14 protein-coding genes and 1 riboswitch are annotated in these 16,376 nt (G+C 70.4%); of the genes, 12 read left to right on the forward strand and 2 right to left on the reverse strand.

Annotated features, from left to right (window positions below):
- Positions 1–40 precede the first annotated feature (40 nt).
- Positions 41–934, reverse strand: a complete 894-nt coding sequence (locus tag ACWGI8_RS22580) for a class I SAM-dependent methyltransferase (protein ID WP_453663380.1) — start codon at positions 932–934, stop codon at positions 41–43.
- Positions 935–943: 9 nt separating this feature from the next.
- Positions 944–3,403 carry a YfhO family protein gene (locus tag ACWGI8_RS22585; RefSeq protein WP_453663403.1) on the reverse strand — a complete coding sequence of 820 codons (2,460 nt, stop codon included), beginning with the start codon at positions 3,401–3,403 and terminating at the stop codon, positions 944–946.
- Positions 3,404–3,658: 255 nt separating this feature from the next.
- Between ACWGI8_RS22585 and ACWGI8_RS22590 the strand changes: the two genes are divergently transcribed.
- The 12 genes from ACWGI8_RS22590 to ACWGI8_RS22645 all read left to right on the forward strand — a co-directional run bounded on the left by ACWGI8_RS22590 (position 3,659) and on the right by ACWGI8_RS22645 (position 16,335).
- A complete protein-coding gene (locus tag ACWGI8_RS22590; RefSeq protein WP_453663382.1) occupies positions 3,659–4,642 on the forward strand; it encodes a glycosyltransferase family 2 protein in 984 nt (327 codons plus the stop codon).
- Positions 4,639–5,079, forward strand: coding sequence for a GtrA family protein (locus tag ACWGI8_RS22595; protein WP_453663384.1), 441 nt, complete (start codon positions 4,639–4,641; stop codon positions 5,077–5,079). The genes ACWGI8_RS22590 and ACWGI8_RS22595 overlap by 4 nt, the downstream gene beginning before the upstream one ends.
- A 143-nt stretch (positions 5,080–5,222) precedes the next feature.
- Entirely contained in the window at positions 5,223–5,876 is a 654-nt protein-coding gene (locus ACWGI8_RS22600; protein WP_453663386.1) for a SurA N-terminal domain-containing protein, read from the forward strand.
- A 30-nt stretch (positions 5,877–5,906) separates the two neighbouring features.
- Entirely contained in the window at positions 5,907–6,905 is a 999-nt protein-coding gene (locus tag ACWGI8_RS22605) for a nucleoside triphosphate pyrophosphohydrolase (protein ID WP_453663387.1), read from the forward strand.
- 312 nt (positions 6,906–7,217) lie between these two features.
- Entirely contained in the window at positions 7,218–8,477 is a 1,260-nt protein-coding gene (locus ACWGI8_RS22610) for a cytochrome P450 family protein (protein ID WP_453663389.1), read from the forward strand.
- Between the two features lie 162 nt (positions 8,478–8,639).
- Positions 8,640–9,608 carry a transglycosylase family protein gene (locus ACWGI8_RS22615; protein WP_453663391.1) on the forward strand — a complete coding sequence of 323 codons (969 nt, stop codon included), beginning with the start codon at positions 8,640–8,642 and terminating at the stop codon, positions 9,606–9,608.
- 257 nt (positions 9,609–9,865) lie between these two features.
- Positions 9,866–10,031: riboswitch (cyclic di-AMP (ydaO/yuaA leader) on the forward strand.
- Between the two features lie 4 nt (positions 10,032–10,035).
- Positions 10,036–10,698, forward strand: coding sequence for a transglycosylase family protein (locus ACWGI8_RS22620; protein ID WP_453663393.1), 663 nt, complete (start codon positions 10,036–10,038; stop codon positions 10,696–10,698).
- Between the two features lie 380 nt (positions 10,699–11,078).
- Positions 11,079–12,359, forward strand: a complete 1,281-nt coding sequence (eno, locus tag ACWGI8_RS22625) for a phosphopyruvate hydratase (protein WP_453663395.1) — start codon at positions 11,079–11,081, stop codon at positions 12,357–12,359.
- Between the two features lie 128 nt (positions 12,360–12,487).
- Positions 12,488–12,961, forward strand: coding sequence for an FtsB family cell division protein (locus ACWGI8_RS22630; RefSeq protein WP_453663396.1), 474 nt, complete (start codon positions 12,488–12,490; stop codon positions 12,959–12,961).
- A 67-nt stretch (positions 12,962–13,028) separates the two neighbouring features.
- A complete protein-coding gene (locus ACWGI8_RS22635; protein ID WP_453663398.1) occupies positions 13,029–13,652 on the forward strand; it encodes a DUF501 domain-containing protein in 624 nt (207 codons plus the stop codon).
- Complete coding sequence (locus ACWGI8_RS22640) at positions 13,649–14,563, forward strand: Ppx/GppA phosphatase family protein (protein ID WP_453663399.1); 915 nt, start codon at positions 13,649–13,651, stop codon at positions 14,561–14,563. The genes ACWGI8_RS22635 and ACWGI8_RS22640 overlap by 4 nt, the downstream gene beginning before the upstream one ends.
- Positions 14,564–14,955: 392 nt before the next feature.
- Positions 14,956–16,335 carry an NAD(P)/FAD-dependent oxidoreductase gene (locus ACWGI8_RS22645; protein ID WP_453663401.1) on the forward strand — a complete coding sequence of 460 codons (1,380 nt, stop codon included), beginning with the start codon at positions 14,956–14,958 and terminating at the stop codon, positions 16,333–16,335.
- The last annotated feature ends 41 nt before the right edge of the window (positions 16,336–16,376 follow it).

Consider the following 16,376-nt stretch of genomic DNA (forward strand, 5'->3'; position numbering starts at 1 on the left):
GCCGAAGGCCGTACGGGGGTCCGGGGGCGAAGCCCCCCGCTCAGCCCGCCCGCAGGAATGCCGTGCCCGCGACCAGACCCATGAGCTTCAGCCGGGAGCCGTTCGCGAGGCGCTTCCCCAGGGCTTCACTTACACCCGGACGAGTGTCGTCGCCATGCCCGTCGAGGATGACGACCGCACCCTCCGCGGCGAGTTCCTCGGCCCGCTCCAGATCGCCGAGGACCCCCTGAACGGACGGGTCACCGGCCAGCACGATCACTCCATAGCGGACGTCGGAGACCGCGGCCCGCACCTCCGGGTCGCCGAAAGCGCCCCGCTGGATCCGGGCCTGCGCACCGGAACGGCTGCCGCACAGCGCCAGGTTGGCGCGTACGACGTCCTCACGCACCGGGACGGGTGCCCCCGCCGGCACGGCGACGCCCGCCAGCGGGTCCACGATCGTCAGCCGGGGCTCGACGCCCGCGCGGTGCAGCATGCGCAGCAGCGCCGTCGCGAACAGCCCGTGCTGGGTACCGATCTCCAGCACGTCCTCGTTCGGCGGGGCCAGCAGCGGAACGGTCGCGAGCTTGCCGCACACATCGGAGGTGGAGCCCGCGATCCGGCCGACGCCGAGGGCCTCCAGCGCGACCACCGTCCGGTAGGCGACGGTGAGATCGCGTCGGGCGTGATCAGCGGACGCTCCGGTCGCCGTGGTCACTTCGCGCACCAGCGTGTCCAGCTGGGTCGCGGTGGGCATCCGGTGGCCGTCCCGCCCGGAGTGGTCGAGCAGCAGCCCGAGTCCGTAGCTCTGACGCCGCAGGTCGGCCACTTCGTGGTGGAGGGCGTCGAGGTCGGCCTGCAGGGCCGTGGTGGCGCGCTCCAGGCGCTGCTCCACCAGCGTGAACGCCGGACGCAGCACCCGCTTCGCCAGCCGGTTGCTCAGGAGGGAGGGCATGCCGGGAGATTACGCCGCGTCTCCTCCTCCGGGGGCCACCAGCGGATGCTGTGCGGGTGAAGTCTTGGTGGCCTTCCGTTGACGTGCTCGTGCCGCGGGCAGCAGAGCGACCGTCACCAGTACGAGAAGGGCGGCCCCGCCGGTCGCCGCACCGGCCCGCAGTCCTGGTGTACGGAACGAGCAGTCGACGGTGCCGGTCGTCCCGTCGAGGGGGACGGCGACCAGTCCGAGGTGGTGGCCGGCCGGCTTCCCGTTGCAGCTCCAGCCGGCGATCCGGGGCGCGGCGAGGACGGCCGTGCCGGTGGAGCCGGGCGGCAGCTGCGCCCGTACGCCGCTGTCGGTGACCTCGACGGACACCGCCCCGGTGGACTTCAGCCGGGCCACGGCGGCCGTCAGCCTGCCGCGGTCCAGACAGCCCGCGCTCCAGTCGCGCGGCTCCACCGCGGCGAAGGTGATTTGGGACTCCGGTCCGCCCGACGTGCCGAGCGGGGTCATCGGGGCGCGCCGCTTGGGCAGTTGGCCGGTGAGCTTGACCGGCTTTCCGTCGCCGAGCCGTGCCGTACCCCGGTAGTCGGGCGCCCACAGGAAGACCTCGGTGCCGGCCGGGCAGACACCGCCGACGGGATCGCCGTACACCGCGGCGCCGAGCAGCAGCTCCTGGTTGCGGAACGGCGAGTCGCCGTAGCGCGGCTCGGGTCCTGGCGGACGCACCGTCACCAGCGGCGGCACCTCGGCCCGGGTGACCCCCGGCCCCGCGCCCAGCGCCGTGCGGACCCGCGCGCCCACCGAGAAGACCGCGTCGGTGACCGGATTGTCCAGGCTCTGTACGTTGCGGCCGCGTGAGGTCCAGCCGGCTCCGAGCGCGGCCATCGTGCGGGTGAGCACGGCGGGGGTGTGGCTGCTGTAGTACGCGCCGCCCTCGCCGCCCATCAGCATCGGGTCGTTGCCGGTGATCTGCTCGCGCCCGGGGTCCGTCCGGTACGCGGGCCAGCCGTCGGCCCGGGCCACCGTGGCGGCGCGTGCGGCGTGGGCCGCGCCCCACGCCGGATAGTCGTCGAGCCGGCCGAGGCGCTGCCGGTCGGTGTACGCGATGGTTGCCGCCGCCTGTCCGACCAGGGCCGCGGCGAGCAGCAGCGCCGCCGGTACGACGTACCGCCGGCCCTTGAGCCGTGCCAGCACCAGCCCGCCGGCCGCCCCGGCAAGGCCCAGTGCGAACAGCGGGTACGTCCATCCGGTGACCACATCACTGGGCGCCGCGCGGAGCGCGATCACCACGAGGACCCCGGTCCCGCCGAGCAGTGCCCGCCGCCCGGGCCACGCGTGCGCCACGCACACCCATGCCGCGATCACGAGAACGCCGGCGAGGACGAAGGACTGCCGGTACGGACTGCCGTTGGGCGTGGCGAAGATGTGCCAGGCCAGATGGGTCGGCCCCCACTGCATCGACAGCGCGACGGCCACTGCCAGCCCGGTCCACCACCGGCGCTCGCGCCGCGGCGCGCCGCGGTGGAAGACCAGGGCGCAGGCGAGCAGCAGCGTCCCCGTGCCGAGGAAGAGGGCCGGAGTGGAGAAGGTGTAGGTCGCCGGGAGCGTGCGGGCGAACACATCGGTCCACCCGGCGGGCGCGAATGTGCGGATCACGCCGGGGTGGGCGTGCTTCGAGCCGAGGAAGACCGGGAGCAGCACGGGCGTCGCGAGCGCGACGCCGAGCAGGGTGGTCCCGGCGGCCCGTGTCACCACCCGTATCCGGTCCCGTACCGCCGTCTCCTTCTCGTCCAGGACCAGCCGCAGCACCAGCACCAGCGCGGCGCCGAGGGTCGCCATGTAGGCGGTGTAGAAGTTCGCGGTCCAGGCCACGGCGACGATCAGCGCGCCGAGGACGGGACGCTGCCGCGTACGAGCCCACTCGCCGACCAGGCAGAGCAGCGGGAAGGCGATCAGCCCGTCCAGCCACATCGGGTTGTACGAGGCCTCGATGACGGACCAGCCGCAGAGCGCGTACGAGGCGCCGAGCACCCCCGCCACCCACCAGCGGTCACCGCCGCGGCGAAGGGCGAGCAGCAGCCAGGTCATCGCGGCCGCCGCGGCGGCCATCTTCAGCACGGTGATCACGTACACCGCGAGATCGATGTCCTCGCGCGGGAAGAGCCCGACGAGCACGGCGAACGGGCTGGTCAGATAGGTCCCGAGGTCGGGGAGGAAGCTCGTGCCGTACCCGGACTGCCAGTTGAGCAGCAGCCCGCCCCCGGCGCGGCCGTGCAGCAGGTCCCACAGGTGGGCATGGAACGGGACGAACTGATTCCCCAGGTCGTTGACGCTGCGTGTCTTCGGTCCGAACGGGAAGCTCCGGGCGACGGCGTCACCGGCGCACACGGCCACGATGGTGAGCAGGGAGGCGAGCGCGGTGGCGCGGCCGCGGAAGGCGGGGGCGTCCCGGGTGGTGTCCGAGTCCGCGGTGTCCGAGCCCATGGCGTCGCCGTCCGCGGTGGCCCGCGCGGTGTCCACGGCCTGTGCGGTGCTGTCCACGGCCTGTGCGGTGCTGTCCACGGCCTGTGCGGTGCTGTCCACGGCGTGTGCGGTGTTGTCCAAGGTCGGCATGGTTCCTCGAATATGCCAGGCCATAGATCGTGAATACGAGCCACCATGAGGCCAGTTCACGCAATGGTCGCCTGCCCGCCATGTGTGGAATCCACCCCCGACATTCACGTCGGTTGTTGTTCTTCCGTGCTGATCTCGATTGTTGTCCCGTGCTTCAACGAAGAGGAGATCATCAACCGCTTCCATGAGCATGTGACCAAGGAACTCGTTCTGCTCGGCCAGGAATTCGAACTGGTCTATGTGGACGACGGAAGCCAGGACCGTACGCTCGCTCTCCTCGAGCAGATCGCCGCGGCCGACTCCCGTACCCGCTATGTCTCCTTCAGCCGTAACTTCGGCAAGGAGGCCGCGATGCTGGCCGGACTGCAGCACGCCGGCGGTGACGCCGTGGTCATCATGGACGCCGATCTCCAGCATCCGCCCGAGCTGGTGCACCGCATGCTGCGCCTGCACGAGGAGGGATTCGACCAGGTCATCGCCCGCCGCACCCGAAAGGGCGACCGGGTCACCCGCACCGTCACGGCGCGCGCCTACTACTGGCTCATCAACAAGCTGGTGGATGTGGAACTCGTCGACGGTGTCGGCGACTTCCGGCTGCTGTCCCGCCGTGCCGTGGACGCCATCCTCGGACTGAGCGAGTACAACCGCTTCTCCAAAGGCCTCTTCGCCTGGGTCGGATTCCGCACGACGACCTTCGAGTACGAAAATGCGGTGCGTGAGCAGGGCCGCTCCAAATGGAGTTTCGGCAAGCTGCTCAACTACGGTCTCGACGGACTCCTCTCCTTCAACAACAAACCGCTGCGGGCCGCCCTCTATCTGGGGCTGCTGCTGCTGTCCGTCGCCATGGCGTATGCGATCTGGATCGTCGGTGTCGCCCTGGTGAACGGGGTGGATACCCCCGGCTATGTCACACTTCTCGTGGCAGTGGTCGCTCTCGCCGGCGTCCAGATGGTGATGGTCGGCGTGGTCGGTGAGTACGTCGGCCGTATCTACTACGAGGTGAAGCGCCGCCCGCACTACCTGGTGGCGGCGACCAACGCCGGACTGCCGCGGCAGCAGCAGCCGCGGCGCAGCGCGGGAGAAGAGCAGGGGGAGCTCGTACGCCGATGACGATCCAGGCGCAGATGTTCCGGTTCGCCCTGGTCGGCGTGGTCAACACCGCGACGTACTACGGCTGCTACCTGCTGCTTCTGCCCCGGATGCCGTACGTCGCGGCACACGTCCTGGCGTTCCTGCTCAGCATGGTCGGCTCGTTCTTCCTCAACTCGTACTTCACGTACCGGACCCGTCCGACCTGGCGGAAGTTCCTGCTCTTCCCGCTCACCAACGCCGCGAACTTCGTGATCACGACCTGCGGTGTCTATCTGCTGGTCGACGTTCTCCGCTTCGGCAGCCGCTACGCCCCGCTGATCGCGGCCGCCGCGGCGATTCCGATCACCTTCGTGGTGTCCCGCACGATCATGCTCCGGCCCGAGCCCGGTCGCCGCCCGGCCGGCGCACCCGGACCGGCCGGCGCGTCGTTGACCGAATCAGTCGCTTCGAAGTAGTGGCCTGCGCCACGCCGACTGCCTACCATCGATCATCGCAAGGTCTTTGTGCGCCCGCCCGTCACCCGACCACCACCCCTCACCGAGGCGCTGCGCGCCGCACCTTTGTTCGCACAATCACCACCGCACGCCGGGAGGCCCCTTTGCACCGCCGCCGTCGCACCGCGCTCGCCCTCTCCGCCGCGCTCGTCGCCGCGGGCCCCCTGCTCGCCGCCTGTGGCAACGAGGCACATCCAGGCGCCGCGGCCGTCGTCGGCGGTGACCGGATCGAGGTGTCGGCGCTCCAGTCCGAGGTCAAGGACGTACGGACGGCTCAGCAGGCGTCGCCCGAGTCCGGGCAGCTGATCAAGAACACGGGACAGCTGAACCGCGCCAAGCTGCACGGCATGATCCTCGACCGGATCCTGGAGCACGCCGCGGACGAGGCCGGCGTCACCGTCTCCCGCAAGGAGATCCAGGAGGCGCGGGCGGCCGCGGTGCAGCAGTCCGGCGGTGAGGAGCAGCTCGCCGCGATGCTGCTCCAGCAGCGCGGTGTCGCCCCCGGCCAGATCGACCAGGCCGTCCGCGAGGAGGTCCTGCTGACCAAGCTCGCCCAGGCCCTCGGGGCCGACCTCGGCACCCCGCAGGGACAGCAGAAGGTCGGCGCCGCGCTCACCGAGGCGTCGAAGGGCCTCGACATCGATGTGAACCCCCGCTACGGCACCTGGGACGACACGAAGATCCAGCTCGGCGACTACAAGGCCCCGTGGATCACCCAGGTCACCAAGGAGCCGCAGGCGGTCCAGGCCGGGGCCTGACCGGCCCCACGGGGGACGTAGGGTCGAGGGGTGAATGCTGAAGCCCCCGTCGAGCCCGGCCGTATCGTCCTGCTCACCGCCAGCCACCGCGTCGCGCCCGGACTGCTGTCCTGGCCGGCCTGGCAGACGCTGCGCGCCGCGGACCGGGTGCTGTGCGCGGACCCCGGCAATCCGCAGCTGCCGTATCTGCGCGAGGCGGGCGTCGACGTCGAGATCGCCGCGCCGGCCGCCCAGGAACTGGTGGACGTGGCCGCCGGCGGCCGGACCGTCGTGGTCCTGCCGTCCGGCGAGGGCGACCAGCCCCTCACCGACGGCCTGGCCCGCATGGCCGGATCCGGCCGCGTCCGGATGCCCGACCTGGAGCTGCTCCCCGGCTCCTACGACCTGCCGGGCGCCCGTCTCCTCGACCTCGTCCAGGTCATGGACCGGATCCGCCGCGAGTGCCCGTGGTCCTCGCAGCAGACCCACAAAGGCCTCGCCAAGTACGGCATCGAGGAGGCCTACGAACTCGTCGAGGCCATCGAGGACGGAGACCGTGACGAGCTGCGCGAGGAGCTCGGCGACGTACTGCTCCAGGTCGTCTTCCACGCACGCATCGCACAGGAGGGCCGCGCCGAGGACGGGGACGAGCCGTTCTCGATCGACGACGTGGCCGGCACGATCGTCGACAAGCTCATCCACCGCCACCCGCACGTCTTCGGCGACGCCCACGCCGAGACCCCGGAGGACGTCAAGGAGCACTGGCTCCGCACGAAGGCCGTCGAGAAGCAGCGCGACTCGGTGACGGACGGCATCCCGCTGGGCCAGCCCGGGCTGGCGCTCGCGGCGAAGCTCGCCTCACGCGTGCGGACGGCCGGACTGGACGTGGAGCTGCCGTCCGCCGCCGACGACCACGGCATCGGCTACGAACTGCTGGCCATGGCCGTACGGGCCGAGGCCGAGGGCCACGACCCGGAGGCCGCGCTGCGGGCCGCGGCCCGCGCCTACCGGGACGCGATCCTGGCGGCGGAGGCCAAGCCGGGCGAGTGACCTGCTTCCGTGGAAGCGGAGTTGGCGGCCCTGGCCGCATCGGGGGCGACCGTACTCGTCGAGTCGATGGTCACGGACGCGTGGACGGTCTGAAGACGCGGGTCGTGGCAGACCCGACAAGGACGAGTCCTGGTACGTCCGCAGCCACGCGCAGGGCGCCCCCGGTGCCGCCGGCCGGCTCGGCAAGCTCCTGAGCAGGGCGGGCCGAACCGCCGAGGCCCAGGACTGGTACCGCATCGCCGCCGACCAGGGCCACGACGGCGCCAGGAAGGCCCCGGGCCAGAACCCGGACGGCCCGGATAACGTCGAGGTGTGAGCAATACACCCGCCCCCGAACTCTTCACCTGGGAGTTCGCCACCGACCCCTACCCCGCCTACGCCTGGCTCCGCGAGCACGCCCCCGTACACAGGACCGCCCTCCCCAGCGGCGTCGAGGCGTGGCTCGTGACCCGGTACGCGGATGCGCGGCAGGCGCTCGCGGATCAGCGGCTCAGCAAGAACCCCGCTCATCATGACGAGCCGGCGCACGCGAAGGGGAAGACGGGGATCCCGGGTGAGCGCAAGGCGGAGCTGATGACGCATCTGCTGAACATCGATCCGCCCGACCACACCCGGCTGCGCCGCCTCGTGTCGAAGGCGTTCACCCCGCGCCGGGTCGCCGAATTCGCGCCGCGCGTACAGGAGCTGACGGACCGTCTCATCGACGGATTCGCCGCCCGGGGGGAGGCGGACCTCATCCACGAGTTCGCGTTCCCGCTCCCCATCTACGCCATCTGCGACATGCTCGGCGTACCGCGCGAGGACCAGGACGACTTCCGTGACTGGGCGGGGATGATGATCCGTCATGGCGGCGGGCCGCGGGGCGGGGTCGCGCGGTCGGTGAAGAAGATGCGCGGCTATCTGGCCGAGCTGATTCACCGCAAGCGCGAAGGCCTGCGGCAAGAAGGGGCGGACGATCTGATCTCGGGGCTCATCAAGGCGTCCGACCACGGCGAGCACCTCACCGAGAACGAGGCCGCCGCCATGGCCTTCATCCTCCTCTTCGCCGGGTTCGAGACCACCGTCAATCTGATCGGTAACGGCGTGTATGCCCTGCTTCGCAACCCGGAGCAGCGCCACCGCCTCCAGGCCTCCCTCGCGGCCGGCGAGAGCGGGCTGCTCGCCACCGGGGTCGAGGAACTGCTCCGGTACGACGGGCCCGTCGAGCTCGCCACCTGGCGGTTCGCGACCGAGCCGCTCACTCTCGGCGGGCAGCGCATCGACGCGGGCGACCCCGTCCTCGTCGTCCTCGCCGCCGCCGACCGTGACCCCGACCGGTTCCCCGACGCCGACACGCTCGATCTGAGCCGCCGGGACAATCAGCACCTCGGGTACGGACACGGCATCCACTACTGCCTCGGCGCGCCGCTCGCGCGCCTGGAGGGGCAGACCGCGCTCGCGACGCTGCTGACTCGACTGCCCGACTTGCGGCTTGCGGTCGATCCTTCCGAATTGCGGTGGCGCGGCGGGCTCATTATGCGCGGATTGCGCACTCTGCCCGTTGAGTTCACGCCCTCGCGGAGCCCGCGCTGAACTGACGCTCAGTCAGGACTGTGACTTTTACGTGATCTCTGCTGCATCGACTTGTGACTGACGCGCGAGTGCGGCTACGTTCACCCCGACTCGGGGTCTTCGCTGATTCAACCGACTCAGCAGACTCAGGAGTTTTCTGTTGTCACACGGAAGGCACACCGCATGCGCTCCGGGAACGGTCGACACCGCCGCCCCCGTCAGGCCCCCGCTCTCATCGTCGCGGCAGGGGTGACCGGATCGGCCATCGCCATCCCGCTGCTCGGTGCGGGCTCCGCCTCCGCCGCCGACTCCGCCACCTGGAACCGCGTCGCCGACTGCGAGAGCGGCGGCATGTGGAGCGCCGACCTCGGCAACGGCTACTACGGCGGCCTGCAGCTCACCCAGGAGACCTGGGAGGCCTACGGCGGCACGGCGTACGCGCCGCGCGCCGACCTCGCCAGCCGCGCCCAGCAGATCTCGGTCGCCGAGATGGTGTTCGCCGCCCAGGGGCCGGCGGCCTGGCCGAACTGCTCGGAGATCGCCGGTCTCGTGCAGGGCGATGCCACGCTCGGAAGCGGCGCCGCTTCCACTCCCGCCGCACAGGACGGCGGCGCCAAGAGCCCGTCGTTCGGCGACGGGGCGGATGTGGCACCCGAGCCGGACGCCGACGACGCCGACAAGGACGGCGCCAAGCCCTCGGCCCCTGCTTCGTCCGCCCCGGACGCCAAGCCGTCCACCCCGACTGCCAAGCCGTCCACCCCGGCGGGCTCCGCGAGCGGCTCCGGCGAGGACTCGGACGGGGCGGGCGAGGGTGACGCCGCCGCTGACGCCGGCAAGGACACCGGCACCGGCAAGCACCGCGGCGCCCCCGCCGACAACGAGGACGAGGCGGGCAATTCGGGCGATGAGCGCGAATCCGGTCGTCATGCCTCACGAGGTGACGGATCGGCACGAGAGGGCGCCGCTACGGGAGATGGGTACACCGTCCTCCCCGGCGACAGCCTGTCGTCGATCGCGGACGCGGAAAAGGTGCCCGGCGGCTGGCCCGCGCTCTACGAGGCGAACCGGGAGGTCGTCGGCTCCGACGCCGACCTCATCCTGCCTGGCCAGAGCCTCGATCTGGGTCTGGATCAGGAGCAGTTGAAGAAGTAGTTCGCCGCCTTATGTCCGGTTCTGTGCAAGTGAGACATGAGTCTCTTCCGGTCAACTGGCGTGTCTTGTCGGTCAACTCCGGCCAACACGCCTCTCACCTGCAAAAACGGACATCTCTGCAAGTCAAATAAGCGTGTTTTCTCCCCGATGTTCGTCTTTGAACATCGGGGAGAAGTACGTTTACGGTCTGAACCGCTCGCCATCGCGGGCCCCGACGACCGCACGCCGAATCCTGCCGGCGGCCGGCGGGAACAGTCGACGCGCAAGCGCCGAAGGCAGGAGCGGGGGACCCAAGGTAAGTGCCGGACCGGCCCGATGAGGGACGGAACGGCTTGGGGTGAAGCCGCGCGCAAGTCGCGTGGCCGGGCAACTCACTTGGCCCGAACCCGACAGCTCACCTCGTAGGCGTCGGTGAGGGGAAAACTCCATGCTGCTTTCCGGCAAGGGCAAGCACCGTCGCCCGACCGTCTTCCAGCGGTCCGCCCGTATCGCCTCGCTCGCCGGTGTCACCGGCGCCGCGATCGCCGCTCCGCTGATGGCCACCGGCACCGCGTCCGCCGCCACCGCCTCCGAGTGGGACACCGTCGCCCAGTGCGAGTCCGGCGGCAACTGGTCCATCAACACCGGCAACGGTTTCTACGGCGGCCTGCAGTTCTCGGCCTCCACCTGGGCCGCGTACGGCGGTACCGCCTACGCCGCCACCGCCGACCAGGCGTCGAAGGCCCAGCAGATCGAGATCGCCGAGAAGGTCCTGGCGGGCCAGGGCAAGGGTGCCTGGCCGAACTGCGGCGTGGGCCTGTCCAACGCCGCGTACACGGGTGCCGCCCCGGCCGCCCCCAAGGCCGAGACCCCCGCCCCGAAGCGCGCTGAGGTCCCGACCACCCGCTCCGAGCGCTCCGCCGCCCCGGCCCCCGCGAAGGGCATCAAGAAGGGCGACGGCGAGTACACGGTCAAGGCCGGCGACACCCTCAGCAAGATCGCCCAGGCCAAGAAGGTCGAGGGCGGCTGGAAGAAGCTGTTCGACCTGAACAAGGACGTCATCGACGACGCGAACGTCATTCACCCGGGCCAGAAGCTCCACCTGGGCTGACGACCCGGCCCCGGGACCCGCCCCGGCCCCGGGACCCGCCCCGGTCCGGGACTCCCCGACCCGGACCGGGCGCCCCGTAGTCCCCGACGGACTCCCGTAGTCCCCCACGGGCACCCGTAGCCCGGTGGACCCGGCGGACCACCGGTCGTACACACCCCCGTCCCCCGGCTCCCCGGCCCGGCGCGCCTTCCCCCGTACGCGCCGGGTCGGGGTTTCTGTCTGTTTTGTGCCCTTTTTCGTCCCATGGGGCGGGCACCGGCTGGCTGATGCCCGCGAGCCGGATAGGCTCGTGTCGCAAGGCCAAAGCGACCCTGCATGACCTGCGCTGCACCTGCTTCGCATACGTCACATTCAGCGTCACATCCCAGAAGGAGATGCTCGTGCCGTCCATCGACGTCGTCGTAGCCCGGGAAATCCTGGACTCCCGAGGCAATCCCACGGTCGAGGTCGAGGTCGGCCTCGACGACGGCAGCACCGGCCGTGCTGCTGTCCCGTCCGGTGCGTCCACCGGTGCGTTCGAGGCCCTCGAGCTCCGCGACGGTGACCAGAACCGTTACCAGGGCAAGGGTGTCGAGAAGGCCGTCCTCGCCGTCATCGAGCAGATCGGCCCGGAGCTCGTCGGGTACGACGCCACCGAGCAGCGCCTGATCGACCAGGCGATGTTCGACCTGGACGCCACCCCGGACAAGTCCTCCCTCGGCGCCAACGCCATCCTCGGTGTCTCCCTCGCCGTCGCGCACGCCGCCTCCGAGGCCTCCGACCTCCCGCTCTTCCGCTACCTTGGCGGCCCGAACGCGCACCTGCTGCCCGTTCCGATGATGAACATCCTGAACGGCGGCTCGCACGCCGACTCCAACGTGGACATCCAGGAGTTCATGATCGCCCCGATCGGCGCGGAGTCCTTCTCCGAGGCCCTGCGCTGGGGCACCGAGGTCTACCACACCCTGAAGAAGGTCCTGAAGGACAAGGGACTGTCGACCGGCCTCGGCGACGAGGGCGGCTTCGCCCCGAACCTCGGTTCCAACCGTGAGGCCCTCGACCTCATCATCGAGGCCGTCAAGCAGGCCGGCTACGCGCCGGGCAAGGACATCGCGCTCGCGCTCGACGTCGCCGCCTCCGAGTTCTACAAGGACGGCAACTACGAGTTCGAGGGCAAGTCGCGCTCGGCCGCCGAGATGACCGAGTACTACGCGGAGCTCGTCGCCGCGTACCCGCTCGTCTCCATCGAGGACCCGCTTTTCGAGGACGACTGGGACGGCTGGAAGACCATCACCGAGAAGCTCGGCTCCCAGGTGCAGCTCGTCGGCGACGACCTGTTCGTCACCAACCCCGAGCGCCTCGCCCGCGGTATCGAGGAGGGCGCGGCCAACGCGCTGCTCGTCAAGGTCAACCAGATCGGTTCGCTGACCGAGACCCTGGACGCCGTCGAGCTGGCCCAGCGCAACGGCTTCAAGTGCATGATGTCCCACCGCTCCGGTGAGACCGAGGACGTCACGATCGCCGACCTGGCCGTCGCCACCAACTGCGGCCAGATCAAGACCGGCGCCCCGGCCCGCTCCGAGCGCGTCGCCAAGTACAACCAGCTGCTGCGCATCGAGGAGATCCTCGACGACGCGGCGGTGTACGCGGGCCGCAGCGCCTTCCCCCGCTTCAAGGGCTGACCGGCGTAAAGCACCAGCCTCCGTACGTCCCCGGCCGCGGTCCCGTACCGTGTCCGGGGACGTACGTACGTAAGAGGACGTACCAACGGGGCCGTAGTAATAACCGTAGGTAATAGGGGAGGCGAGCGATGACCGGGAAGGACCGGGACCGGTTCTCCACCGCGACCCGGCTGCGGCTGCTCGGCGAGCAGACCGCCGCCCGTGTCTACCGCTCGCAGAACCGCCGGCAGGCCCGCCGCTCCCGGCTGACCGGCCGGGCGGCCTTCCTCGCGCTGGTGGTCTGCACGATGATCGTCGCGCTCGCGTACCCGATGCGGCAGTACGTGTCGCAGCAGAACGAGATCGCCGAGCAGGAGCGGCTCGCGGCCGCGGCCCGCGAGCGCGTCGAGGAGCTGCGCGACGAGAAGGCGCGGCTCCAGGACGACGCGCACATCATGAAGCTGGCCCGCGAGCATCTGCACATGGTCATGCCGGGCGAGACCGGCTTCATCGTGATCGACCCCCGGGCCGACCAGGAGCGCCGCCCCGAGGGGGGCGCCGAGGACCACCCCTGGTACTCGAACGTCTGGGACGGCGTCGACCGCGCCGACGCGCCCCGCTGACCGGTACGGCCGAGGCCACGAATTCAACGACGCAACAGACGAGACAGACGAAGAGACGTACGTATACATGGAAACGCCCCCGCCGACCACCGAGCACACCCCGCCCACCGAGGCGGACATCGCCGCGTTCAAGGACCAGCTCGGCCGCCCGCCGCGCGGTCTGCGGGCGATCGCCCACCGCTGCCCGTGCGGCCAGCCGGACGTGGTCGAGACGGCCCCGCGGCTGGAGGACGGTACGCCCTTCCCGACGCTGTACTACCTGACCTGCCCGCGTGCGGCCTCGGCCATCGGCACGCTGGAGGCGAACGGCGTCATGAAGGAGATGACCGAGCGGCTGCAGACCGACCCCGAACTGGCGGCGGCCTACCGCGCGGCGCACGAGGACTACATCGCCCGCCGGGACGCGATCGAGGAGCTGAAGGGCTTCCCGAGCGCGGGCGGCATGCCGGACCGGGTGAAGTGCCTGCACGTCCTCGTCGGCCACTCGCTCGCGGCGGGGCCCGGGGTGAACCCGCTCGGCGACGAGGCGATCGCGATGCTGCCGGAGTGGTGGGCGAAGGGCCCGTGCGTCAGCCCCGCCACGGAAGCCATGACCGAGCCCGGTGCCGGTGACGCCGATGTCTCCGGAACCGGAACCGGAACCGGAAACGGAACCGGAACCGGAACCGGCACCGAGAAGGACGCCCAGTGACCCGCGTCGCCGCCGTCGACTGCGGCACGAACTCGATCCGTCTCCTCATCGCCGATGTCGACCGGGCAACCGGTGAACTGACCGAGCTGGACCGGCGGATGACCATCGTCCGGCTCGGCCAGGGCGTCGACCGCACCGGCCGCCTCGCGCCCGAGGCGCTGGAGCGCACCTTCGCCGCCTGCCGCGACTACGCGGAGATCATCAAGACGCACGGCGCGGAGAAGGTCCGCTTCGTGGCCACCTCCGCCTCCCGCGACGCCGAGAACCGCGAGGACTTCGTCCGTGGCGTCGTCGGCATCCTGGGCGTCGAGCCCGAGGTGATCAGCGGGGACGAGGAGGCCGAGTTCTCCTTCGTCGGCGCCACGATGGAGCTGCCGGGCCACGAGGAGCGCCTGGTCGTGGACATCGGCGGCGGTTCGACCGAGTTCGTGATCGGCCACGAGCACGTCGAGGCCGCGCGATCGGTGGACATCGGCTGCGTGCGGCTCACCGAGCGGCACATCCGGCACGATCCGCCGACGCCGGAGGAGATCGCCGCCGTGCGCGCGGACATCGCGGCCGCGCTCGACCTCGCCGAGGAGACCGTCCCGGTCCGCGAGGCGAGCACCCTGGTCGGCCTGGCCGGCACGGTGACCACCGTCGCCGGGATCGTGCACGGGCACGCCGAGTACGACTCCCAGGCCATCCACCACTCCCGGATGTCCCGCGACCAGGTCGCCGAGGTCACCGAGCGGCTGCTCCGCTCCACGCACGACGAGCGTGCCGCGATCCCGGTGATGCACCCCGGCCGGGTGGACGTCATCACCGCCGGAGCACTGGTGCTGCTCGAGATCATGGAGCGCACCGGCGTCCCGGAGGTCGTGGTCTCGGAGCACGACATCCTTGACGGGATCGCCTTCTCGATCGCCTGAGAAGGGGTCCCGAAGGGCCTGTTCCGGCCCCCCGGGACGTGGTCCGCGAGAAACTTCGTGAAGTTCTTCACAAGGAAAAGGGCCCGGTCGGCCGTCGAAAGTGCCTTCAGACGGCCCTCCGGGCCTCTTTTTGTGCCCAACTCTGCCCGTCAGGCCGCAGTCCGGCACGTTCCCGCCGTGTTGCGTCCACATGAAGCAAGGGGCCGGTTCACCTTCCGGATCCGGCCGTGGGGCCAGCTCAGGAGGGTTCGGCAACGTTCCCCGATGCATCGTGGTTCCCTGACCTCGCCATGACCTCGGTCACGTGGGCGGCGGAGTGTAGCAGAGGGTCGGCAAGTGCTTGTGAAGGGGCTCACGAGCGACCCCTCCGAGGGGGGTGGATACTCGATGGCATGAGCACCACGGAGCGTCCCAGGATCCTCGTAGTAGGCGGTGGGTACGTAGGCCTGTACGCAGCTCGTCGCATTCTGAAGAAGATGCGGTACGGGGAGGCGACCGTCACGGTCGTCGACCCGCGGTCGTACATGACGTACCAGCCCTTCCTTCCCGAAGCAGCTGCCGGCAGCATCTCGCCGCGGCACGTCGTCGTCCCGCTGCGACGCGTGCTGCCCAAGGCCGAGGTACTCACCGGCCGGGTCACCACCATCGATCAGGACCGCAAGGTCGCCACGGTCTCGCCGCTCGTCGGCGAGGCCTACGAGCTGCCCTTCGACTACCTCGTCATCGCGCTCGGCGCGGTCTCCCGCACCTTCCCGATACCCGGCCTCGCCGAGCAGGGCATCGGTATGAAGGGCATCGAGGAGGCCATCGGCCTGCGCAACCACGTCCTCGAGCAGCTCGACAAGGCCGACTCGACGACCGACGAGGAGGTCCGCCGCAAGGCGCTGACCTTCGTCTTCGTGGGCGGCGGCTTCGCCGGCGCGGAGACCATCGGTGAGGTCGAGGACCTGGCCCGCGACGCGGTCAAGTACTACAAGAGCATCAAGCGCGAGGACATGCGCTTCGTGCTCGTCGACGCCGCCGACAAGATCCTTCCCGAGGTCGGCCCGAAGCTCGGCAAGTACGGCAAGGAGCACCTCGAGGGCCGGGGTATCGAGATCTACCTCAACACCTCCATGGACTCCTGCGTCGACGGCCACGTGGTGCTGAAGAACGGCCTTGAGGTCGACTCCAACACCATCGTGTGGACCGCCGGTGTGAAGCCGAACCCGGCGCTGGCCCGCTACGGTCTGCCGCTCGGCCCCCGCGGCCACGTGGACACCCAGGCGACCCTCCAGGTCCAGGGCACCGACTACATCTGGGCCGCCGGCGACAACGCCCAGGTCCCGGACATGGCCTCGCGCCGCGCCGGTGTCGAGAACGCCTGGTGCCCGCCGAACGCCCAGCACGCGCTGCGCCAGTCGAAGGTCCTCGGCGACAACGTCATCTCCGGTATGCGGGGCTTCCCGCAGAAGGAGTACAGCCACGCCAACAAGGGTGCGGTCGCCGGTCTCGGCCTGCACAAGGGCGTCGCGATGATCGTCATGGGCAAGGTGAAGATCAAGCTCAAGGGCCGGCTCGCCTGGTACATGCACCGCAGCTACCACGGCATGGCCATGCCGACCTGGAACCGCAAGATCCGTGTCTTCGCCGACTGGACGCTCGCGATGTTCCTCAAGCGCGAGGTCGTCTCGCTCGGTGCGATCGAGTCGCCGCGCGAGGAGTTCTACGAGGCCGCGAAGCCGGCCCCGGCGGCGGCCAAGGCCGCCCCGGAGAAGGCCAAGGCTTCCTGACCCCGCTGTAGTACCCCGAAGGGGCCGTCCGCCATCCGTGG

The sequence above is a fragment of the Streptomyces sp. NPDC054841 genome, from assembly GCF_053611045.1.

Excerpts from the sequence above, each read along its gene's own strand:
- ACWGI8_RS22620 (WP_453663393.1), top strand. The coding sequence starts at position 10,036 with ATGCTGCTTTCCGGCAAGGGCAAGCACCGTCGCCCGACCGTCTTCCAG.
- ACWGI8_RS22580 (WP_453663380.1), bottom strand. The coding sequence starts at position 934 with ATGCCCTCCCTCCTGAGCAACCGGCTGGCGAAGCGGGTGCTGCGTCCG.
- ACWGI8_RS22630 (WP_453663396.1), top strand. The coding sequence starts at position 12,488 with ATGACCGGGAAGGACCGGGACCGGTTCTCCACCGCGACCCGGCTGCGG.
- ACWGI8_RS22615 (WP_453663391.1), top strand. The coding sequence starts at position 8,640 with ATGCGCTCCGGGAACGGTCGACACCGCCGCCCCCGTCAGGCCCCCGCT.
- ACWGI8_RS22595 (WP_453663384.1), top strand. The coding sequence starts at position 4,639 with ATGACGATCCAGGCGCAGATGTTCCGGTTCGCCCTGGTCGGCGTGGTC.
- ACWGI8_RS22645 (WP_453663401.1), top strand. The coding sequence starts at position 14,956 with ATGAGCACCACGGAGCGTCCCAGGATCCTCGTAGTAGGCGGTGGGTAC.
- ACWGI8_RS22635 (WP_453663398.1), top strand. The coding sequence starts at position 13,029 with ATGGAAACGCCCCCGCCGACCACCGAGCACACCCCGCCCACCGAGGCG.
- ACWGI8_RS22585 (WP_453663403.1), bottom strand. The coding sequence starts at position 3,403 with ATGGGCTCGGACACCGCGGACTCGGACACCACCCGGGACGCCCCCGCC.